Source organism: Tardiphaga sp. P4_G1 (assembly GCF_056401215.1).
Genome location: NZ_JBFUJU010000005.1, coordinates 87,166 through 107,109 on the forward strand (window position 1 = coordinate 87,166; position 19,944 = coordinate 107,109).

Sequence of the window (19,944 nt, forward strand, 5' to 3'; positions counted from 1 at the left end):
AACTTCAACCGGGAGAGAAAACATAATGAAGAGCTTCAAGGTTCTCGAATTCAACGAACCGCTCGGCGAGGTCGACGAGCAGACCCCGCAGCCGACCGGCACGCAGGTGCTGATCCGCGTGAAGGCTGCCGGCGTCTGCCACAGCGACCTGCACATCTGGGAAGGTGGCTATGAACTCGGCCACGGCCGCAAGAAGCTGTCGCTGAAGGACCGCGGCATCACGCTGCCGCGCACCATGGGTCACGAGACCGTCGGCGAAGTCATTGCCTTTGGTCCGGATGCGCAGCAGGAAGCCGGCGGCGTCAAGATTGGCGATATCGCATTGGCCTATCCATGGATCGGCTGCGGCAAATGTGCGGTCTGTCTTGCCGGTGATGAGAATCTCTGCCTCGCGCCGCGCTGCCTCGGCGTACATTGCGACGGTGGTTACTCCGATCACCTTCTGGTGCCGCATCCGCGCTACTTGATCGACCTCAAGGGCATGGATCCGGTCATCGCCGCGCCTTATGCCTGCTCGGGCGTTACCACCTATAGTGCGCTGAAGAAGATCGAGAGCGATCTCGGCAATCCGATCGTGATCTTCGGCGCCGGTGGCCTCGGCCTGATGGCGCTTGAACTGTTGAAGGCGATGGGCGGCAAGGGCGCCATCGTTGTCGATATCGATGCGCGAAAGCGCGAAGCGGCGATCAAGGCCGGCGCTCTGGCGGCCGTGGACGGCAATGCGCCCGACGCGCTTGAGCAGCTTGCCAAGGCTGCCGGTCAGCCGATCCTGTCGGTGATCGATCTGGTCGGCACTCCGTCAACGACGCAGCTCGGCTTCGACGTGCTCTCTAAGGGCGGCAAGCTGATCATGGTCGGCCTGTTCGGTGGCGGCGCCACCTGGGCGCTGCCGCTGATCGCCATGAAGGCGCTGACCATCCAGGGCAGCTATGTCGGCAATCTCCGCGAGACCAAGGAACTGTTGGAGCTGGTGCGCACCAAGAAGGTGCAGCCGATCCCGACGAGCCCGATACCGCTTGCAAAGGCCAATGCGGCGCTGAACGATCTGAAAGACGGCAAGCTGGTCGGCCGCGCGATCCTCACGCCGGCGTAAGGTTGAAGCATTCATTCTGACGTTGAGAAGCGGCCTTCGGGCCGCTTCTTTTTTGACGGGTGACGCGATTAGCCAGCCGTCACATCCACCAGCTCTTCACCATCCAACACACGCTTCGCCTTGGCATGGTCGAGATCGCCTTCCCATGCGCCGACCACGACGGTGGCAACGCAGTTGCCGATCAGGTTGCCGAGCGCGCGGGCCATGCCGATGAACCAGTCTACCGACAGCACCAGCACGAGACCGATGGCGGGAATGCTCGGCACGGCATTGAGCGTCGCGGCAAGGATCACGATCGCTGAGCCCGGTACGCCGTGGGCGCCCTTCGACGTCACCAGCGAGACGCCGAGCACCAGCATGAGGTCGCCGAAGGACAGCGGTGTATTCGTGGCCTGCGCGATGAACACCACGGCCAGCGTCAGATAGATCGAGAACGCGTCGAGATTGAACGAATATCCGGTCGGGATCACGAGGCCGACCACGTTGTCCTTGACGCCGAGCCGTTCGAGTTTGCGCATGACCTGGGGCAGCACTGCATCCGATGACGCGGTGGCGAGCACGATGGTGAGTTCCTCGCGCAGATAGTTCAGGAATTTGATGATGTTCAGCCCGGCCAGCGCCATCACGCCGCCGAGTACGCCGAAGACGAAGATCGCGACCGAGACATAGAACAGCACCACCAGCGAGACGAGTTGCTTCAGCGATCCGACACCGTAGCGTCCGACCGTATAGGCGACAGCGCCGAGCACGCCGATCGGGGCGAGGCGAACGATCAGTCCCATGGCGCGGAATAGAACGGTCGATACGGCTTCGATGAAGCTCGAAATCCGCTCGCCTTTCTCGCCACCGACCAGCGCCAGGCTGGTGCCGAACAGGATGGCGAAGAACAGCACCTGCAGGACGTCGTTGCGCGCCAGAGCGTCGAACGAGGTGGTCGGAATGATGTTGAGCAGGAAACTACCGATGCCGCCGCCCTGCAGCTTGTGAGCGTTGTCTGCGACCGTCGTGAGTGCCTTGCCGTCGAGCGAGGCCGGATTGATGTTCATGCCGTGGCCCGGGCCGAACAGATAGGCCAGCACTAGGCCGACAACGAGCGCCAGCGTGGTCATGGCCTCGAAATAGATCAGCGCCTTGACCCCAACCCTGCCGACCTTCTTGAGGTCGCCGGCACCCGCAATGCCATGCACCACCACACAGAACACGATGGGTGCCACAATCATGGAGATGAGTTTGAGGAAGGCGTCGCTGAAGACCTTCAGGCCGACCGCGAAGTCCGGCACGGCGATGCCAAGGACGATGCCGAGCAGCAGGGCGACAAGCACCTGCACGAAGAGCGACTGATAGAGAGGCTTGCGGATTGGTTCGACGGCGGTAATCGTAGCTGTAGACATGGTTCGCTCCCCCTGAGGTTCACGAATATTCCAGCAACAACCGTGCCACCGCTAGGTGCAGATGTATAAAATCTCGCCGCGGTTACGGCGAGTTCTTTTCGTGTTGAGGGGGATTGAAATCGAGCCGATCAGCGGCCGGGTCGCTCCGGCGGCCATGCGACGATTACTTCTCTTCGTCGGCGATCGCTTCCATCAGGACGACCATCTGGCGCTGGACCGTCTGGCTCTTGATGCGGCTGTAAGCACGAAGCAAGCGGAGGCTGAAAGCGCTATCGAGGAACAGCAAGCTTTCCACTTCGCGGCTCTTGCCATCGCCATCGTAGAAGAAGGTGACCGGCACATCGAGCGCCGTGGCAATCTGCTGAAGACGCGCAGCGCCAACGCGATTGACACCCTTTTCGTACTTCTGAACCTGCTGGAAGCTGACGCCCAGCTTTTCGCCTAAATCCGCCTGCGAAATTTTCTGCTCAACACGACGCAGACGGATCCTCTTGCCCATCTCAATGTCGGGTTTGCCGGCGCTACGTTGCTTCATTCGTCACCATTCAGTTTGTTTGAATAAGGGAGTTTGGTTTTATTTTCTTGTTAGAGCTTCTTAGCCCGAGAGCCCTTAAAGCTAACTTTCAAAGGCATCTCTGTTATACACATCGTCATGACGATTGGGATGGCTGAAATCGTCGCGATACTCGAATTGATCGACACGTAATCGCGAGGGTCATCCAATCGTACAAAAAAACCTTGCGGTACTCTGTTGCTACTTCGCATTGCTTGCAAAACTTCCAACGAATACCGGAACTCAATTTCTATCGATACGGGCCTTGCAGCGGAAGCGAAAGTACAAGTTGGTCATCATGCTATACACATGTGACTTGCCTGACGCACGCAGGATAACTGAGAGTCGTTCGCATTCGTAAGCTGCAAATCTCTGGCATGCAGCATTCCATGCGATTTCCAGCTGCAATTTCGCACTTTACGATCTCCTGTGTAGCACCGACGTAATATCACAATTCCGTGGGTGGTTGTTGCTACGTCCCATGCGCACCGGAAGTTTCATTCCAAATTCTCACTGAGAGAGAATTTCATTTGATTCGTGCTGAGCGCGACCGGTGCCTGGTGGCGCGCACCGACTGAGCAATATTGATCATACCGTTCGTTACTAAACATTGCTGTCGGTAATCGCGGAGTAGATCATGGTACGCAGCTCGCGCCGGATCGGATAGGCGCTCGATGGCAACAGCTGCGTCATAAAGATTGCGATCAGCTGTTCGGCCGGATCTATCCAGAATGCCGTGCTCGCCGCGCCGCCCCATGCATACTCACCGGCGCTGCCGGGGATCATGGTCTTGGCCGGATTCATCGTCACCGAAAATCCGAGTCCGAAGCCGATGCCGGCATAGCTCGCTTCGCTAAACATCGACTTCGACATTTCGGTGAGATCGCGGCCGCCGGGGAGATGGTTGCTGGTCATCAATGTGATGGTCTTTGGGGACAGCAAGCGCACGTCGCCAAGCGCGCCGCCATTGAGCAGTGCGCGGCAGAAGGTGAGATAGTCAGCAGTTGTCGAACACAGGCCGCCGCCGCCGGAGATCATCGAGGGCGGGGACAAGAATGAACTCGTCGCGGGATCGTCCTGCAAAGTGAGGCCGCCCTTGCCATCGGCTGCGTAGCAGGCAGCGAAGCGATGCGCCTTGTCGGAAGGCACAAAGAAGCTGGTATCAGTCATGCCGAGCGGATTGAAGATGCGCTGCTGCAGAAATTGTTCGAACGGTTTCCCGGCGATCTTCTCGATGAGATAGCCGACCACATCGGTCGAGACCGAATAATTCCACGCGTCGCCTGGCGAGAACTCCAGAGGGATTTTGGCGAGATCTGAAATCATTGACGTCAGCGTACCGGATTTTTCAACCTCGCCGATCTTGAGCGCACGATAAGCGGCATCGACATTGGTGCGCTGCTGGAATCCGTAAGTGAGTCCGGATGTGTGACGCAGCAGGTCGACGATCTGCATCGGACGGGCCGGTGGCTTCGTCAGGAATGGTGCCGTCACGCCGGCCTGAAATACGCCGAGATTTGCCCATTCGGGAATATATTTATGAACGGGTTCATCGAGCGCGACACGTCCTTCCTCCACCAGCATCATGAAGGCGACTGTCGTGATCGGCTTGGTCATCGAATAGATGCGGAAGATCGTATCGTCCTTGACGGGGGCTTTGCGCTCCACATCGGCAAAGCCCTGTGCCGTGCTGTGCACGATTTCGCCGCGGCGATAGACCAGCAGGCGCGTGCCGGGAAGGCGGCCGGCATCGACATAGCGCTGTTTGAGATGCGCTTCGACGCGGGCCAGTGCCGTGGTCGACATGCCGACCTGTTCGGGTGACGCAGACGAAGGGCTCAGGCTTTGGGACGACGGCATTGCAACATCACTCCGATGTGTGGACGCGGCTCGTTTCTATGGATGAAAATCAGCGGTTGTCCATATGGGTTTGTAGCGCGGCGAGCTTACGTGAAGCTCTGTTTGGTGTATCGTTAAAGATGCAATCGCGTCGCGTTGCTCAGGATGGAATTATGACCCAATTCAATGACACTGAACTCACTGCGGCCGTCATCCAGAGCTTCGACAAGACGCCCGATCCGCGCACGAAATTCCTGCTGCAAGAACTCGTGACGTCTTTGCACGACTATGTCCGCAGGACCGATCTCACCTTCGGTGAATGGGAAGTGGCGATCGACTTCCTGACCCGCACGGGCCAGAAATGCACGCCGATCCGGCAGGAGTTCATTTTGCTCTCTGACGTGCTGGGCGTCTCGATGCTGGTCGATGCCGTCAACCACAGGGAGCGTGAGGGGGCCACACAGACGACGGTGCTCGGACCGTTCTATGTCGGCGAGCATCCCGTCATGGCGCATGGCGCTGATATCTCTCCGGGCCTCACGGGTGAGCGCATGTTCGTGCAGAGCCGCGTCACCGATCTCGATGGCAAGCCGCTGGCCGGCGTGCCGGTCGATATCTGGCATGCCGATGATGACGGATTCTACGACTCGCAGAAGGCCAGCTATGCCACGCAGGGCCCGTCGTCGCGCGCGCGCATCATCACCGACGGCGATGGGCGGCTGTTTTTCCGAACCATTCTGCCCTGCAGCTATCCGATCCCGACCGATGGACCGGTGGGCGATCTGGTGCTGAAGACGGGACGCCATCCGATGCGTCCGGCGCATGTGCACTTTCTCGTCGCAGCTCCTGGCTATGAACCGCTGATTACCCACGTCTTCATCGAGGGCGACGAATATCTCGACTCCGATGTGGTGTTCGGCGTGAAGGACGATCTGATCGCCACCGTCGAGAACCGCAGCGATGCCTTCATGCCCGATGGTCAGCCTGCCACGGGGCCGTGGCATCTGATGACCTATAATTTCCGGATGAAGCCGGGCGAGGGCACGGTTCCGCAGCCGATGATGCCGGAAAAGGCCGAGGCGTAAGCGATCCCAGCCATCTGCGATCTGCGGTCAGGTCGCGCTCCAGTCGCGTTGCGAGAGTTCCTGCAGCGACTCCAGGAAGAATTGATCGAACAGGAACGGTGCGTCGCCGTGTGCGGCCGATGGCGCGATGAGGGTGACCATGCCTAACAGCGCGCGGCCGAGTTCGCCGATGCGCTCGGCAAAGGCCTCGAGCCCGCTGCGATCAGAACTCTCGACGACTGCGTGGAGTGCGCCTTTGGTTTGTGCGATCTGTAGATCGACATCGTCGACGGCGCGATCGAGAGCATCGATATCGACATCCACAGTGTCAGTGTTATCTTTGGTGGGTATCAGCGCGTCTTCAAGGACGTTCTTTCGGAACATATGAAGTTGCCGCGAGACATCCTCGTAATGACCGAATGCTGCCGCCGCGTTCGCGTCGAGGTCGCTTTTGCCCTGAGACAGGATCGCGGCCGCAGATACGACGGTCGCTGCCTTCAGGGTGCTGATTACCTTTCGAAGCGACGAGAGGGCAGGTTCGGTGATCACCGGAATGGTCGGCATGAAGCGGTCCGTTCGCTAGAAATTGGACCCGGTTGATAGCACCGATCCACGGGCCGGCATGCCGATGAAGTCGGCAAAATAGTACCTCGCAATTCACTGCCTATTCCGCGTGCGTCGCACAATAAATGAGCGTCCCGCAAATTTTCGATGCGCGTGGTTCTCCGCGCTGGTCTTGTTGCCTTTAGGTAAGTGACTGCAATTTATCGAAATTTCCATCAGGCGGCGGTTGGCACGAACTTTGAATAGTTCTTAGCGACGCCATTGTAGCCGTCACAATCAATCACCAGCCAGCATTGCCATCATGGGGCTTCCCCCAGACGCGCCGCTATGTCCGTACGCCTTCGACCGAGGTGCGCAGTGACGAGGGGCCAATGACGGTGCAGGCGATCCGAGGCGCGAAAGGACGACAGCAGCACATGACGAAGTCAGAGACCAACAAGCCGGGCCGCAAGATCAGCCGCCGTCAGCTTCTGAAAGCCGGCGCGGGAACCGCTGCCTTGCTCGCGGCCGCCCGACTGAACTTCCCCGGCGGCGCTTTCGCGCAGGATGCCGGGCCCGAAGTGAAAGGCGCCAAGCTCGGCTTCATCGCACTAAGCGATGCCGGTCCGCTGTTCGTTGCCAAGGACAAGGGCCTGTTCGCCAAATACGGCATGCCCGATGTGGAAGTGTCGAAGCAGGCCTCGTGGGGCACGCTGCGCGACAATATGGTGCTCGGCTCCGAAGGCAACGGCATCGATGGCGCGCATATCCTGACGCCGATGCCCTACCTGATCTCGTCCGGCAAGGTCACCCAGAACAATCAGCCGACGCCGATGTACATCCTCGCGCGTCTCAATCTCGATGCGCAGTGCATTTCGGTCGGCAATGAATATGCCGATCTGAAGGTCGGTCTCGATGTCGCGCCGCTGAAGGCCGCGTTCGAGAAAAAGAAGGCCGCTGGCAAGTCGGTGAAGGTGGCGATGACCTTCCCGGGCGGTACCCATGACCTCTGGATCCGCTACTGGCTCGCTGCCGGCGGCATCGATCCCGACAAGGATGTTGAGACCATCACCGTGCCGCCGCCGCAGATGGTGGCGAATATGAAGGTCGGCACCATGGACGCGTTCTGCGTCGGCGAGCCGTGGCCCGGCCAGCTCGTGCACCAGAAGATCGGCTACACTGCGGTGAACACCGGCGAGATCTGGAACAAGCATCCGGAGAAGTCGCTCGGCATGCGCGCGGCCTGGGTCGACAAGAATCCGAAGGCGGCGAAGGCCATCACCATGGCCATCATGGAAGCCCAGCAGTGGGCCGACAAGATGGAGAACAAGGAAGAGCTCGCCACCATCATGGGCAAGCGGCAGTGGATCAACTGCCCGGTCGAGGACATCCTCGATCGCGCCCGTGGCAAGTTCGACTACGGCACCGGCAAGGTGGTCGAGAACTCGCCGCATATCATGAAGTACTGGAAGGACTTCGCGTCCTATCCGTTCCAGAGCCACGACCTCTGGTTCATGACTGAGGACATCCGCTGGGGCAAATATGAGCCCGGCTTCGACTCGAAGGCGCTGATCGCCAAGGTTAACCGCGAGGATATCTGGCGTGACGCGGCGAAGACCATGGGCGTCGCTGCCGCCGAAATCCCGACCTCGACTTCGCGCGGCAAGGAGACCTTCTTCGACGGCAAGGTCTTCGATCCCGAAAATCCGGCAGCCTACCTCAAGTCGCTCGCCATCAAGCGCGTCGAAGCCTGAGACACACGTTTGGGACCGATGCGGACTAGCTGAAATGACGGAGACAGTGCGATGAACATGCAAGCTATCAAGACGGAGCCGGCAACGGCACTGGCGAAGCCGCCGGTGGCGAGCGTCGCACTGTCTCCCAAGCAGCCGGTAAGTTTTGACAGATACGCCAAGATGGCGAAAGAGACAGCGGCGCGGGTGATCCCGCCGCTGATCGTCGTTCTCCTGCTCGGCGTGATGTGGGAGCTCTTGTGCCGGCGCACTGGCTCAACGCTCCCGCCGCCCTCTAAGGTCTACAAGGACACCAAGGAACTGATCTTCGATCCGTTCTTCGACAATGGCGGTCTGGACAAGGGGCTGTTCTGGCATATCTCGGCGAGTCTCCTGCGCGTGGCTTACGGCTACTCGCTCGCTGCCGTGGTCGGCATCGGCCTCGGCACACTGGTTGGCCAGTCGGTCTGGGCGATGCGTGGCCTCGATCCGATCTTCCAGGTGTTGCGTACCATTCCGCCGCTGGCCTGGCTGCCGCTGGCGCTCGCGGCCTTCCGGGACGGTCAGCCGTCGGCGATCTTCGTGATCTTCATCACCTCGATCTGGCCGATCATTATCAATACGGCTGTCGGTATCCGGAATATTCCGCAGGACTATCGCAACGTCGCCGCCGTGGTGCAGCTCAATCCGGTGGAATTTTTCTGGAAGGTCATGCTGCCGGCGGCTGCGCCCTATATTTTCACCGGTCTGCGCATCGGCATCGGCCTGTCATGGCTCGCCATCATCGCGGCTGAAATGCTGATCGGTGGCGTCGGCATCGGGTTCTTCATCTGGGACGCCTGGAATTCCTCGCATATGAGCGAGATCATCCTGGCGCTGTTTTATGTCGGCATCGTCGGCTTCGTCCTCGACCGCCTGATCGCGGGGCTGGGCAAGCTCGTCACTCACGGCACTTCAGTCAGCTAACATTTGGGTCAGCTAAGGAGAGATATCATGAAGGCATATCTGAAGCTCGACCACGTCGATAAGGTGTTCACCCGCGGCAAGGTCTCCTCCGAAGTTCTGAAGGACATCAACCTTAGCCTCGGCAAGGGCGAGTATATCTCGATCATCGGCCATTCGGGTTGTGGCAAGTCGACGATGCTCAACATCATTGCCGGCCTGACACGTGCAACGATGGGCGGCGTGATCCTTGAGGATCGCGAAGTCAATTCGCCCGGCCCCGATCGCGCCGTGGTGTTCCAGAACCACAGCCTGCTGCCGTGGCTGACGGTTTATCAGAACGTCCGTCTTGGCGTGGACAAGGTGTTTGCCAAGACCAAGTCCCGCGCTGAGCGCGACGAATGGACAATGCACAATCTCAATCTCGTGCAGATGACGCATGCCAAGGACAAGCGCCCCTCGGAAATCTCCGGCGGCATGAAGCAGCGCGTCGGCATTGCCCGTGCGCTCGCAATGGAGCCCAAGGTGCTGCTGCTCGACGAACCGTTCGGTGCATTGGACGCGCTGACCCGCGCGCATCTGCAGGACTCAGTGATGGCGCTGCATCAGAAGCTCGGCAACACCATCGTCATGATCACCCATGACGTGGACGAGGCCGTGCTGCTGTCGGACCGCATCGTGATGATGACCAACGGGCCATCAGCGACCATCGGCGAAGTGCTCGATGTGCCGCTCGCACGACCGCGTCAGCGTCTCGAACTGGCGAGTAACCCGGTCTATCTCGACTGCCGCAAGCGCGTGCTCGAATTCCTGTATGAGCGCCACAAGTTCGTCGAAGCCGCGTAAGCATCTTGTTACCTCTTGACTTCCGAGGATAAACCGAATGAATGCGGCTCAGACTTTCCGGATAGCTGCAAATCATGAGTCGTTCGATAGGCCTGACGCGCGAAGAAATCATGCGCGTGCAATCGTCATTCGATCAGATGTGGCCGAACTCTTCGGTCATGGTGGATCTGTTTTATGCGCGGCTGTTCGAGACATTGCCGGAAACGCGCCCGCTGTTTCGCGGCGACATGGCGCAGCTCAAGCACAAGTTCATCGCAACGCTTGCGGTGATCGTCGGCAGTCTCGACAACATCACAGGTCTGTTGTCGGTGATCGGCAAGCTCGCGAAAGACCATGTGCATTATGGCGTGGAAGCCGCGCACTACGAGTCTGTCGGCGAGGCGCTGTTCTGGAGTCTGGGGCAGGGGCTTGGCGAGCGCTGGACGCCCGAGGTCGAAGCCTCGTGGCACAAGGTCTACAATTTCCTGGCGGCGCGCATGATTTCTGCGGCCTATCACTAGAACCACATCGCATTTTATCGCGCGCTGAACATTTGCTCACGCGGCGCGACACACAAGCTCACCTTCCACTGCAAGGAGAGTTAGCATGAATGCGTCCGACGTCGCTCTGGTTCAGGATAGTTTCAAGAAAGTCGCGCCGATTTCCGATGTGGCTGCGGAATTATTCTACGGCCGTCTCTTCGAGGTTGCCCCGCAAGTGAAGCCGATGTTTCGCGGCGACATGAAGGAGCAGGGTCGCAAATTGATGGCGACGCTTGGCGTCGTCGTCACCGGCCTGACGCGACTCGAAACCGTATTGCCTGCAGCGAGCGCGCTCGCCAAGCAGCATGTGGCCTACGGCGTAAAGGCCGAACATTATCCGATCGTCGGCGGTGCGCTGCTGTGGACCCTGGAGAAGGGCCTCGGCGACGCATGGACGCCCGAACTCGCGGCAGCCTGGACCGCAGCCTATGGCACGCTGTCCGGCTACATGATTTCTGAAGCCTACGGCACAGCGCAGGCGGCCGAGTAAGGATATGACGTGAGCGAGCCGCTGGTCATCATTGGTAACGGAATGGCAGCGGCTCGGCTCGTGGACGAGCTGGCGAAATGCGCGCTCGGTCGATACGCCATCGCCGTCATCGGAGACGAACCGCGGCTCGCCTACAATCGCGTATTGCTGTCGTCGGTGCTGGCCGGTGAGGCGACATCCCAGGAGATCGAGCTGAAGCCTGCTGCCTGGTGGCGCGACCGCGGCGTCACGCTGAAATACGGCGCAACGGCGACCGCCATCGATATGGCCGCGCGCGAGGTCACGACATCGACCGGCAAGCGTGTGCCGTTCTCAAAGCTGGTCATCGCCACCGGTTCATCCGCACTGCGGCTGCCGGTGCCCGGTGGTGATCTCAAGGGCGTGCATGTGTTCCGCGACAGCCGCGACGTGGACCTGCTGCTCGAACTCGCTGCACAGAGGAAGCGCGTTGTCGTGGTCGGTGGCGGGCTGCTTGGTCTCGAAGCTGCCTATGGTCTCGCCAAGGCGGGCGCTGACGTCACGCTGATCCATCTGATGGACCGGCTGATGGAACGCCAGCTCGATGCACCTGCAGCGAACCTCCTGAAAACGCTGGTCGAGCGGAAGGGCGTCAGGATTTTGCTCAATGCCAATACGGCGCGTATTCATGGCAGCGATTGTGTCGAGAGCGTCGAACTGGCCGATGGCCGCACGCTTGATGCGGATGCGGTGATCTTTGCGGCCGGTATCCGGCCCAACACGTCGCTCGCCAAGGAAGCGGAAATCCCGGTCAATCGCGGCATTGTCGTCAACGACCAGATGGCAACCGGCACCGACAACGTCTTCGCACTCGGCGAATGCGCCGAGCATCGCGGCACCTGCTATGGCCTCGTCGAACCCGCCTATGAGCAGGCCAGGGTGTTGGCGCGCCATCTCGCGGGCAAAGCCGCTGCTTATACGGGCAGCGTGCTCTCTACCAATCTCAAGGTCTCCGGCGTCAGCGTTTTCTCCGCTGGAGATTTCATGGCGGGCGAAGGCAGCGAGACGCTGCTGCTCAACGATGTCCGCCGCGGTACCTATAAGAAGCTGGTGATCGCAGATGGCGCGCTCACTGGCGCCGTGCTGGTCGGCGATACGCAGGATGCGCTGTGGTATCTTGAGCTGATCCGCAGCGGCGCTGATATTTCCGATATCCGCGCCGAGATGATGTTCGGTCGCGCATTCGCCGTCCGCGCGGAGGCGGCGTGATGAACGCGGTCGATCCGCATTTGCACGCCACGCGCACCACATGCCCTTACTGCGGCGTCGGTTGCGGCGTGCTGGCGACGCCGGACGGCAACGGCGGCGCAGCGATTGCGGGTGATCCCGCGCATCCCGCCAATCTCGGCCGGCTCTGCTCGAAGGGATCGGCGCTCGGCGAAACGCTGAGCCTCGATGAGCGCCTGCTGCATCCGATGATGCGCAGCGACGATGGCGAGATGGTGCAGGTCGCCTGGGGCGATGCGCTGGATCATGTCGCCGAGGGATTTCAGAAGGTCGTCGCCGAACATGGTCCCGGTGCCGTAGCGTTCTATCTCTCCGGCCAGTTGCTGACCGAGGATTACTACGTCGCCAACAAACTGATGAAGGGCTTTCTCGGCAGTGCCAATGTCGATACCAATTCGCGGCTCTGCATGGCGTCATCCGTGGCTGGCCACAAGCGTGCGTTCGGAGCCGATACGGTGCCGGGGTGCTACGAGGATCTCGACCAGGCCGATCTGCTGGTGCTGGTCGGCTCCAATGCCGCGTGGTGCCATCCGGTGCTGTATCAGCGCATGCTGGCCAACAAACAGACGCGGGGCGCACGGATCGTCGTGATCGATCCACGCCGCACCGACACGGTTGGCGATGACGATCTGTTTCTCGGCCTGAAGCCCGGCACTGATACCGCGTTGTTCAGCGGGCTGTTCGCCTATCTTGCCGATAACGGGGCGCTCGATCGCAGCTATATTGATGAGCATACGTCAGGCTTTGACGACGCGCTGGCGCGGGCCAGAACCATCGCTGGCAGTGTGGCAGCGACAGCAAAGGCGACCGGACTCGACGAGATCGATGTCGCGACCTTCTTCCAGATGTTCAAGGCGACGCCGCGCGTGGTCACGCTGTATTCGCAGGGCGTCAACCAGTCGGCGCAGGGCACCGACAAGGTCAATGCGATCCTCAACTGCCATCTGGCCACTGGCCGCATCGGTAAGCCCGGCGCGTCACCGTTCTCGCTCACCGGTCAGCCGAATGCCATGGGCGGCCGCGAGGTCGGCGGCCTCGCCAACCAGCTTGCAGCCCATATGGGCTTCACCCCTGTCGATATCGACCGTGTGCGCCGGTTCTGGAAGGCGCCGCATATCGCCACCCATGAAGGCCTCAAGGCCGTGCAGATGTTCGAAGCCATCGGCCGCGGCGAGATTCGGGCGTTGTGGGTAATGGGTACCAATCCCGCGGTGTCGCTCCCGGACGCCGATGCCGTGCGCGCGGCGCTGAGCAAGCTCGATCTATTCGTGGTGTCGGAGAATGTGCGATCCAACGATACCGTCAACGCGGGAGCCCATGTGTTGCTGCCCGCGCTGGCTTGGGGCGAGAAGTCCGGCACGGTGACGAATTCCGAACGCCGCGTGTCGCGGCAGCGCTCGTTCCTGCGCGCCCCTGGCGAGGCACGGCCGGACTGGTGGGCGCTGAGTGAAGTCGCCAAGCGCCTGGATTATGGCGCGTCATTTGCCTACACATCGGCCGCCGAGATTTTTCGCGAGCACGCGGCCCTTTCGGCCTTCGAGAACAATGGCAACCGCGATTTCGATATCGGCGGATTGATGAAGGTCTCGGATGAGGCCTTCGACACCATGGCCCCGGTGCAATGGCCGGTGCGCGAGGGGACCACGAAGCCGCAGGCGCGTTTCTTTGCCGATGGCCAATTCTACGCCAATGACCGGCGTGCGCGTTTCATCGCGCCGGAGGCGCCGGAGCTGCGCACGCAGGTGTCGATCGAGCGCCCGCTACGTTTGAACACTGGCCGCGTTCGCGATCAGTGGCACACGATGACGCGCACGGGCCTCAGCCCGCGGCTCGGCCAGCATATTCCGGAGCCCTTCGTCGAGATCCATCCGGACGATGCCGCGACGTTCGCCATCGTCGATGGCGGCTATGCGCGGCTGACGACCGACTATGGCGAATGCGTGCTCAAAGTTATTGTCAGCGAGCGCCAGCAGCGCGGCATGCTGTTCGCGCCAATCCACTGGAACGACGAGACCGCGGGCTTCGCGCGTGTCGGTGGACTTGTCGCGCCGATCACCGACCCGTTCTCCGGTCAGCCCGAGAACAAGGCCACGCCGGTGGCGATCGCACCTGCGGTGTTTGCACAGCGTGGCTTCGTGCTGTCGCGTAGTCCGCTGGAGATGCCATTCGGCGTGCAATGGGCGCGCGTCGCAGTCACGGGCGGCGTCGGTTATCTGCTCTCGGACAATACCGATGTCGAGACCTGGCAGAACTGGCTGCAACCGTTGCTGGGCGATGATGCGGCTGAATATGAAGATATCGGTCGCGGCGTTTATCGTGCTGTGTCGTTCAAGGATGACGGGATCGAGATTTGTCTGTTCATCGGACCGACGGAGGGAGCGCTCTCCTGGGATGCCGTGAAGGAATTGTTCGCCGCCGAGACCGTCAGCGACGACCAGCGCCGTACACTGCTCTCTGGAAAATCCGCAGATGGTGCTGCGAGTGCAGGGCCCATCGTCTGCGCCTGCTTCGGCGTCGGCCGCAACACTATCTGCGATGCTATCGCGGCAGGTGCGGGGACGGCGGCGGAGATCGGCGCGAGGCTCAAGGCCGGCACCAATTGCGGCTCGTGCATTCCGGAGCTCAAGCGCCTGATTGCCGCGAGCGAAACGGCGCCGGATCAGCAGCGCAAGGTGGCGGCTGCGAATTGAGCGTGGGCCTTTCAGCCGTCATTGCGAGGAGCGAAGCGACGCGGCAATCCAGAGGGCCGCAAGCGAAGACTGGATTGCTTCGTCGCAAGGGCTCCTCGCAATGACGTGGAGGGGCCCTTGCGTCACTTCACCGCGCCCGCGGTCAGTCCCGCGACAATCTGCCTTTGTGCAAACATCGTCAGCAGCAGCACCGGCAACGTCACGATCAGGGCGGCCGCCGCCAGCGGCCCCCAGCTCAACTGATCGAACGAGATCATGTTGTAGACCGCGACCGGCAGTGTCCGCGTTTCCCGTCCCGCCAGCACGATGCCGAACACGAAATTGTTCCAGGAGAAGATCACCGAGAGGATGAAGGCAACGGCGATGCCGGAGCGCGCGATCGGCAGGGCGACGTGGCGGAACACCTGCCAGCGGGTGGCGCCGTCGATGATGGCGGATTCTTCGAGCTCCATCGGCGTCGTCTCGAAATAGCCGATCATGATCCAGATCACGATCGGCACGGTGACCACGAGATGGATGATGATCTGCGGCCACAGCGTGCCGAGCAAGCCAAGCCACTGGAACAGCAGGAATAGCGGGATCAGATAGGACAGGCCGGGGGTGATGCGCGCGATCAGGATCACGATGGCCGATTTGCGCGCGCGCATGCGTGCGATCCCGTAACCGGCAGGCACGCCGATGATGAGAGCAAACAAGGTCGCCGAGCCGGTGACGATCAGCGTGTTGAAGAAATAGGTCATGAACCGCTTGGATTCGATGACAGCAGCGTAGTTGCCCCAATTGATGCGGTCGGGGATGAAGACCGGCGGATAGGAGGCGTTGTCGATCTCGAATTTCAGTGACAGCGACAGCATCCAAAGGAAGAACAGCACCGCCGGTGAAACGATGACGATGAAGGCGAAAGTCAGGCCGAGTTTGTTGAGAAAGTCGCGCATGGTCAGGCACTGCCTCCGGCTTCGTTCCAGTGAGTGCGCTGGCGCAAATGCAAGAGCGCGCCGGCAAGCGCGACGATGAGCGCGAAGAACACCACCACGATCGCGGAGGCGTAGCCGACGTCGTAATAGACGAAAGCGACGCTGTAGAGATAGAGGTTGATGGTTTCCGAGGCGCTGCCGGGGCCGCCTTGCGTGATGGCGAAGATGATGTCGAAACTCTTTACGGCGTCGATCATGCGGATCATCGCCGCGATGAACAGGAAGGGCGTGATCATCGGCAGCGAGATGTAGCGGAAGGTCTGCCACGGGGTCGCGCCGTCGATCTGCGCGCTTTCATAGGGCTCGGTCGGAATGGCGCTGAGGCCGCCGAGCACGATCAACATGACCAGCGGCGTCCATTGCCACGTCTCCACCAGCACCAGCGACGGGATCGCGGTGGCGGGATGGAACACCCACAGCGATGGTGGCAGGCCGAACAGCGACAGCAGATAGTTCAGAACGCCGAGCTGCGGGTGGAACATCATCGTCCACACCAGGGCGATGGCGACGGGTGTCGCCATCATCGGCAGGATGAAGAGCCCGCGGAAGAAGCCGCGCAGCGGAAACTTGTTGTTGAAGATCACCGCCGCTAATGTGCCGAGGATCAGCGGCAGCGCGACGGATAGCGCCGTATAGACCAGGGTGTGCCCCACGGATTCCACAAAACGCGCATCGCTCGGCAATCTGAGATAATTGGCGAAGCCGACGAAGGTCGGCGCTTGGCCGACCTTCCATTCGTGCAGGCTCATCCAGATCGTATAGACCCACGGGAAGATGATGACCGCCACGACGACGATCATCGCTGGAATCACGAACGGCCAATAGGAAATTGGCCGCCACTCGTTCTTTCCGGCCGCGACCGCTGCGGTCGTTTTGGCGACTGCCTTTCCCGCTGTCAGTTCGCTCACGATTTTTCGCTGCGCTCCAGGATCGGCCGGAACTGTTCGTGGGCTTTCTTCAGCTCGGTGGCCGGATCTGCGCCCGCCAGCGTGGCGGTGACGGCGGCGCCGACAAGATCGCGGAATTCGGCGACAGGCACGATGACCGGCAGGCCGAGCTTGCTGATTTTGGCCGAGGCGATCACCGAATCGAGCCATTCCTGGTTCTTCACGCCCTTGCGCACCGTCTCGTCATTGAGGATCGAGTTGCGGAACGGCACGCCGCCGCCGCTCTGCAACAGCCGGGCGCCCATGGTCTTCGACACCGCCCATTGGCAATAGAGATAGGCGGCTTCCTTCTTGGTGCTGGTCTTGGCGATGCCGATGCCGTCGCCATAGGCGGCGGAGAATTGCCCCTTCGGTCCGGCGGGCACGACGGTGTAGCCAATCTTGCCGACCACGCGCGACGCATTGGGATCCTCGATGGGCGGCGCCCAGCCGACACCGTCGATCCACATGGCCGCGCGGCCCTGCGTCAGCGATGCCATCGACTCCATCCAGTTGAAACCGGCGACGCCGGGAGGTGCCGTCTTGGTGAGGAGGCGCTGATACATCTTGGTCGCTTCGATCGCCTCGGGCCCATCGGTCAGGATGTTGCCCTTGGCGTCGAGGAATTCGCCGCCATAGTTCAGGAAGAAGTTGGTCCACAGCGTCATGTTGGCATTGCGTAAGCCCCGGCCGGTGAAGCCGTAGATGCCGTTGGCGGGATCGTTGAGCTTCTCGGCAGCCGCTGCCATCTCATCCATGGTCTTCGGAACTGCGACGCCCTTCTTCGCGAACATTTCCTTGTTGTAGTACAGGATGAAGTAATCCACCGACCACGGCAGCGAATGCATCTCGCCCTTGTCGTTCTGCGCGAATTGCAGACCGCCGGCGGAGAAGTCTTCGACTTTCAGATCCGGCGCGGTGAGGTTCGGATCCTTCATGAAGCCGGTGAGATCGGCGAGCCAGCCGGCCTTTTCGAACTGGCGCTTCTGGACGTGGTAGCTGACATGCACGACGTCGAAGCTAGGCTTGCCGGAGGTGAGCTCGATCACGGCCTTCTGGCGCTGCTGTTGCTCCGGGATCACTTCGGACTCGACCTTGATGCCGGTCAATTCCGTGAATTCGGAGGCGTATTTCTGCAGCAGCTCGCCGCGCGGACCCTTGATCAGATTGGCTTCAATCGTGGTGCCTGCATATTTCTTCCAGGCGGGATCGGCGAAAGCTGGAATGCCGGTGAGGCCAAGCGCGCTGGTGGCGAGCGCCCCCTGCACAAAGGCACGACGTGTCGGGCCGTAAAGAGCCATGTGTCATCCTCCCTCGAGCCGCCTTGACCGGCGGTGATTTTATGGTCGCTCCCCGTGGACCGGAGATGCGCCTGAGGGATCGTAACACGATGGACTGGGGCGACAAGGCCACGCGTCGGGTTGTCAGACAACTTTGCACCCGTTGTCCTCGCCGGCTTGACCTGCGTTCCCGGTCGGCACCGACGCGCTGGCTCAAGGCAGGGTGGTGACGGCGAGGCCGGACGTGATACCTCAGTCGTTAGACGAAGGCCTGCGGTCCAACGCCAAAACGCTCGGATAGGAGCCTGATCTGACGCACATTCAGGTCACGTTTCCCACTGAGGATTTCTGACACAACGCCCTGGCTCCCAACTTCGGGCAAGTCGCCCTGGCTGAGGCCGTGCTGATCCATTAGAAAACGCAACATGTCGGCTGGCGATATTGTTTTGGGCGAAGAATGCGCGTCTTCATAATCGGCAATCAGTTCGCCGAGGAGGCTAACGAGTGCCGACAGCGGATTGCCCTCATCGGCGCCGCCTGCATCGAGGAGTGCATTCATCGCAGCCGTCGCTGTCTTGTAGGCACGCTTTGATCTGATCGTTTGAAGCGGAATGCGCGCTGAAATGGCGCTCAGATGCTCGGCGAGATCATCGACGTCCGCACGGGTCAGCGTCATGGTTTCCATGCGTCGTACTCCTTGTGTGTGAACACGTGCCTGACATACAGGCGTTGTTTATCGAAATGGATGGCGGCAACGATACGGAATTTATTGCCCCCGATATCGAAAACGTAATACGGGCCGACACGATCGATGGCGTTGAAAGTCGCCTTCATCTCAGCGAAATTCTTGAATAAGCGCGATTCCACGATCTTGCGCCACGCCTGCAGCGGTATCGATGCCGCGGAATGCGTGGCGGAGAAGCTCACCAATGCGCTGTTTGAGATAACCCGCATGCAGCTGCAAAATATCTCAAATTGAGATATTTTGCAAGGCCGTCCGCTGCGCTGCTCAGTCCTTGACGTCGCGGCCGAGCCGACGCGAGATCGCATTGGTGCAATCGAGCAGGGCCTTGGCGATTGGGCTATTCCAGTTGACGTCGAATGTACCCACCGCGCCCATGGCGGTCACGGCCAGGACCACCGCGCCGCTATGATCGAACACCGGTGCGGAGAAGGCATTGACGCCGCGCAAGGGCTCGCCGACGGCGCGGGCCAGCCCGCGCGTGCGAATGTCAGCGAGGGTCTTGTCGATGGCCGGGCCTTTTATCTTCCGGTTCGGGTCGTAGCCGATCGAGAGCCGATCGAGATCCTCGGTGAGCGCGGCATTGATGGTTGCAAGTGGCATGAATGCCGCGAATATCCGCCCTGTCGCGGTTTCGAGCAACGATACCGTGGAGCCCACGCGCATGGCGATATGTACGGGATGACTGGGCTCCTCCATGCGCACTACGGTGGGTCCATGGGTACCCCAGATCGCCAGCGAGACGGCGTGGTCGATGGTGCCGGCCAATGCCGTGATGGCCGGCGTTGCGACGCGAACCGCCGACAGGCGCCGCAGCGTGACGATGCCGAGTTCGAGGGCGAGCGCACCGAATTCATAGCGGCCGGTGGAGGGGTCCTGCTCGATCAGGCCGATGCGGGAGAAACTGGCGAGATAGGGATGCGCCTTGGCCGGTGACATGCCGGCCTCGCGGGCCAGATCCCGCAGCATCATCGGTTCCCCATTGCGCACCAGCGCTTGCAGCAATTCACCCCCGACCTCGATCGACTGAATACCGCGACTCTCTTTAGCCATGCTTGCCCCAAACCAGTGC

Annotated in this window: 20 protein-coding genes; 10 read left to right on the forward strand and 10 right to left on the reverse strand. The window is 60.8% G+C overall.

Annotated elements, in window-relative coordinates:
• Positions 1–25 precede the first annotated feature (25 nt).
• Positions 26–1,093 carry an alcohol dehydrogenase gene (locus AC1DUY_RS13110; RefSeq protein ID WP_478114775.1) on the forward strand — a complete coding sequence of 356 codons (1,068 nt, stop codon included), beginning with the start codon at positions 26–28 and terminating at the stop codon, positions 1,091–1,093.
• A gap of 68 nt (positions 1,094–1,161) precedes the next feature.
• Here AC1DUY_RS13110 and AC1DUY_RS13115 read toward each other — a convergent pair whose 3' ends face one another.
• The 3 genes from AC1DUY_RS13115 to AC1DUY_RS13125 all read right to left on the reverse strand — a co-directional run bounded on the left by AC1DUY_RS13115 (position 1,162) and on the right by AC1DUY_RS13125 (position 4,897).
• Positions 1,162–2,484, reverse strand: a complete 1,323-nt coding sequence (locus tag AC1DUY_RS13115; RefSeq protein WP_089265252.1) for a dicarboxylate/amino acid:cation symporter — start codon at positions 2,482–2,484, stop codon at positions 1,162–1,164.
• A 163-nt stretch (positions 2,485–2,647) separates the two neighbouring features.
• Complete coding sequence (locus tag AC1DUY_RS13120) at positions 2,648–3,019, reverse strand: helix-turn-helix domain-containing protein (RefSeq protein ID WP_089265251.1); 372 nt, start codon at positions 3,017–3,019, stop codon at positions 2,648–2,650.
• A 621-nt stretch (positions 3,020–3,640) separates the two neighbouring features.
• Entirely contained in the window at positions 3,641–4,897 is a 1,257-nt protein-coding gene (locus AC1DUY_RS13125) for a serine hydrolase domain-containing protein (RefSeq protein WP_478114778.1), read from the reverse strand.
• Positions 4,898–5,049: 152 nt separating this feature from the next.
• On the opposite strand from AC1DUY_RS13125, the gene AC1DUY_RS13130 reads away from it, so the two are divergent.
• Positions 5,050–5,961 carry an intradiol ring-cleavage dioxygenase gene (locus AC1DUY_RS13130; protein ID WP_478114780.1) on the forward strand — a complete coding sequence of 304 codons (912 nt, stop codon included), beginning with the start codon at positions 5,050–5,052 and terminating at the stop codon, positions 5,959–5,961.
• A gap of 27 nt (positions 5,962–5,988) precedes the next feature.
• Here AC1DUY_RS13130 and AC1DUY_RS13135 read toward each other — a convergent pair whose 3' ends face one another.
• Entirely contained in the window at positions 5,989–6,504 is a 516-nt protein-coding gene (locus AC1DUY_RS13135; RefSeq protein WP_478114782.1) for a hypothetical protein, read from the reverse strand.
• Between the two features lie 416 nt (positions 6,505–6,920).
• Between AC1DUY_RS13135 and AC1DUY_RS13140 the strand changes: the two genes are divergently transcribed.
• The 7 genes from AC1DUY_RS13140 (at position 6,921) to AC1DUY_RS13170 (ending at position 14,950) form a co-directional block, all read left to right on the forward strand.
• Positions 6,921–8,237, forward strand: coding sequence for a CmpA/NrtA family ABC transporter substrate-binding protein (locus AC1DUY_RS13140; protein WP_089265247.1), 1,317 nt, complete (start codon positions 6,921–6,923; stop codon positions 8,235–8,237).
• Positions 8,238–8,288: 51 nt separating this feature from the next.
• Entirely contained in the window at positions 8,289–9,182 is an 894-nt protein-coding gene (ntrB, locus tag AC1DUY_RS13145; protein ID WP_320445057.1) for a nitrate ABC transporter permease, read from the forward strand.
• 27 nt (positions 9,183–9,209) lie between these two features.
• The gene (locus tag AC1DUY_RS13150; protein ID WP_089265245.1) at positions 9,210–10,004 is read left to right on the forward strand and encodes an ABC transporter ATP-binding protein; all 795 of its coding nucleotides are present in this window, start codon (positions 9,210–9,212) and stop codon (positions 10,002–10,004) included.
• Between the two features lie 74 nt (positions 10,005–10,078).
• Positions 10,079–10,504, forward strand: a complete 426-nt coding sequence (locus tag AC1DUY_RS13155; protein WP_089265244.1) for a globin family protein — start codon at positions 10,079–10,081, stop codon at positions 10,502–10,504.
• Between the two features lie 85 nt (positions 10,505–10,589).
• Complete coding sequence (locus tag AC1DUY_RS13160) at positions 10,590–11,015, forward strand: globin family protein (RefSeq protein ID WP_120291455.1); 426 nt, start codon at positions 10,590–10,592, stop codon at positions 11,013–11,015.
• 9 nt (positions 11,016–11,024) lie between these two features.
• Positions 11,025–12,242, forward strand: coding sequence for an NAD(P)/FAD-dependent oxidoreductase (locus tag AC1DUY_RS13165; RefSeq protein WP_478114786.1), 1,218 nt, complete (start codon positions 11,025–11,027; stop codon positions 12,240–12,242).
• A complete protein-coding gene (locus AC1DUY_RS13170; protein ID WP_478114788.1) occupies positions 12,242–14,950 on the forward strand; it encodes a molybdopterin-dependent oxidoreductase in 2,709 nt (902 codons plus the stop codon). Before AC1DUY_RS13165 ends, AC1DUY_RS13170 begins: the two co-directional genes overlap by 1 nt.
• A gap of 122 nt (positions 14,951–15,072) precedes the next feature.
• On the opposite strand, the gene AC1DUY_RS13175 is transcribed toward AC1DUY_RS13170, so the two are convergent.
• The 5 genes from AC1DUY_RS13175 to AC1DUY_RS13195 all read right to left on the reverse strand — a co-directional run bounded on the left by AC1DUY_RS13175 (position 15,073) and on the right by AC1DUY_RS13195 (position 18,964).
• The gene (locus AC1DUY_RS13175) at positions 15,073–15,885 is read right to left on the reverse strand and encodes a carbohydrate ABC transporter permease (protein WP_172980293.1); all 813 of its coding nucleotides are present in this window, start codon (positions 15,883–15,885) and stop codon (positions 15,073–15,075) included.
• Positions 15,886–15,887: 2 nt separating this feature from the next.
• Positions 15,888–16,832, reverse strand: a complete 945-nt coding sequence (locus AC1DUY_RS13180; RefSeq protein ID WP_478114790.1) for a carbohydrate ABC transporter permease — start codon at positions 16,830–16,832, stop codon at positions 15,888–15,890.
• Positions 16,829–18,151 (reverse strand): ABC transporter substrate-binding protein, encoded by a 1,323-nt coding sequence (locus AC1DUY_RS13185; protein ID WP_089265241.1) that lies wholly within the window; start codon positions 18,149–18,151, stop codon positions 16,829–16,831. The genes AC1DUY_RS13180 and AC1DUY_RS13185 overlap by 4 nt, the downstream gene beginning before the upstream one ends.
• A 238-nt stretch (positions 18,152–18,389) precedes the next feature.
• Entirely contained in the window at positions 18,390–18,815 is a 426-nt protein-coding gene (locus AC1DUY_RS13190; protein ID WP_478114793.1) for a helix-turn-helix domain-containing protein, read from the reverse strand.
• Positions 18,803–18,964 carry a type II toxin-antitoxin system HigB family toxin gene (locus AC1DUY_RS13195; RefSeq protein WP_439079974.1) on the reverse strand — a complete coding sequence of 54 codons (162 nt, stop codon included), beginning with the start codon at positions 18,962–18,964 and terminating at the stop codon, positions 18,803–18,805. Before AC1DUY_RS13195 ends, AC1DUY_RS13190 begins: the two co-directional genes overlap by 13 nt.
• Here AC1DUY_RS13195 and AC1DUY_RS13200 point away from each other — a divergent pair.
• The gene (locus AC1DUY_RS13200; RefSeq protein ID WP_441279784.1) at positions 18,942–19,109 is read left to right on the forward strand and encodes a hypothetical protein; all 168 of its coding nucleotides are present in this window, start codon (positions 18,942–18,944) and stop codon (positions 19,107–19,109) included. The two genes, AC1DUY_RS13195 and AC1DUY_RS13200, sit on opposite strands and share 23 nt — an antisense overlap.
• Positions 19,110–19,139: 30 nt before the next feature.
• Here AC1DUY_RS13200 and AC1DUY_RS13205 read toward each other — a convergent pair whose 3' ends face one another.
• Positions 19,140–19,925, reverse strand: a complete 786-nt coding sequence (locus AC1DUY_RS13205) for an IclR family transcriptional regulator (protein WP_478114795.1) — start codon at positions 19,923–19,925, stop codon at positions 19,140–19,142.
• Positions 19,926–19,944: the final 19 nt, after the last annotated feature.

Bases quoted from the DNA above. Each gene is read 5' to 3' on its own strand.
- AC1DUY_RS13160 (WP_120291455.1), top strand. From the start codon at position 10,590: ATGAATGCGTCCGACGTCGCTCTGGTTCAGGATAGTTTCAAGAAAGTC.
- ntrB (WP_320445057.1), top strand. From the start codon at position 8,289: ATGAACATGCAAGCTATCAAGACGGAGCCGGCAACGGCACTGGCGAAG.
- AC1DUY_RS13150 (WP_089265245.1), top strand. From the start codon at position 9,210: ATGAAGGCATATCTGAAGCTCGACCACGTCGATAAGGTGTTCACCCGC.
- AC1DUY_RS13130 (WP_478114780.1), top strand. From the start codon at position 5,050: ATGACCCAATTCAATGACACTGAACTCACTGCGGCCGTCATCCAGAGC.
- AC1DUY_RS13120 (WP_089265251.1), bottom strand. From the start codon at position 3,019: ATGAAGCAACGTAGCGCCGGCAAACCCGACATTGAGATGGGCAAGAGG.
- AC1DUY_RS13185 (WP_089265241.1), bottom strand. From the start codon at position 18,151: ATGGCTCTTTACGGCCCGACACGTCGTGCCTTTGTGCAGGGGGCGCTC.
- AC1DUY_RS13125 (WP_478114778.1), bottom strand. From the start codon at position 4,897: ATGCCGTCGTCCCAAAGCCTGAGCCCTTCGTCTGCGTCACCCGAACAG.
- AC1DUY_RS13135 (WP_478114782.1), bottom strand. From the start codon at position 6,504: ATGCCGACCATTCCGGTGATCACCGAACCTGCCCTCTCGTCGCTTCGA.
- AC1DUY_RS13170 (WP_478114788.1), top strand. From the start codon at position 12,242: ATGAACGCGGTCGATCCGCATTTGCACGCCACGCGCACCACATGCCCT.
- AC1DUY_RS13155 (WP_089265244.1), top strand. From the start codon at position 10,079: ATGAGTCGTTCGATAGGCCTGACGCGCGAAGAAATCATGCGCGTGCAA.
- AC1DUY_RS13195 (WP_439079974.1), bottom strand. From the start codon at position 18,964: ATGAAGGCGACTTTCAACGCCATCGATCGTGTCGGCCCGTATTACGTT.
- AC1DUY_RS13205 (WP_478114795.1), bottom strand. From the start codon at position 19,925: ATGGCTAAAGAGAGTCGCGGTATTCAGTCGATCGAGGTCGGGGGTGAA.
- AC1DUY_RS13200 (WP_441279784.1), top strand. From the start codon at position 18,942: ATGGCGTTGAAAGTCGCCTTCATCTCAGCGAAATTCTTGAATAAGCGC.
- AC1DUY_RS13140 (WP_089265247.1), top strand. From the start codon at position 6,921: ATGACGAAGTCAGAGACCAACAAGCCGGGCCGCAAGATCAGCCGCCGT.
- AC1DUY_RS13110 (WP_478114775.1), top strand. From the start codon at position 26: ATGAAGAGCTTCAAGGTTCTCGAATTCAACGAACCGCTCGGCGAGGTC.
- AC1DUY_RS13115 (WP_089265252.1), bottom strand. From the start codon at position 2,484: ATGTCTACAGCTACGATTACCGCCGTCGAACCAATCCGCAAGCCTCTC.
- AC1DUY_RS13175 (WP_172980293.1), bottom strand. From the start codon at position 15,885: ATGCGCGACTTTCTCAACAAACTCGGCCTGACTTTCGCCTTCATCGTC.
- AC1DUY_RS13190 (WP_478114793.1), bottom strand. From the start codon at position 18,815: ATGGAAACCATGACGCTGACCCGTGCGGACGTCGATGATCTCGCCGAG.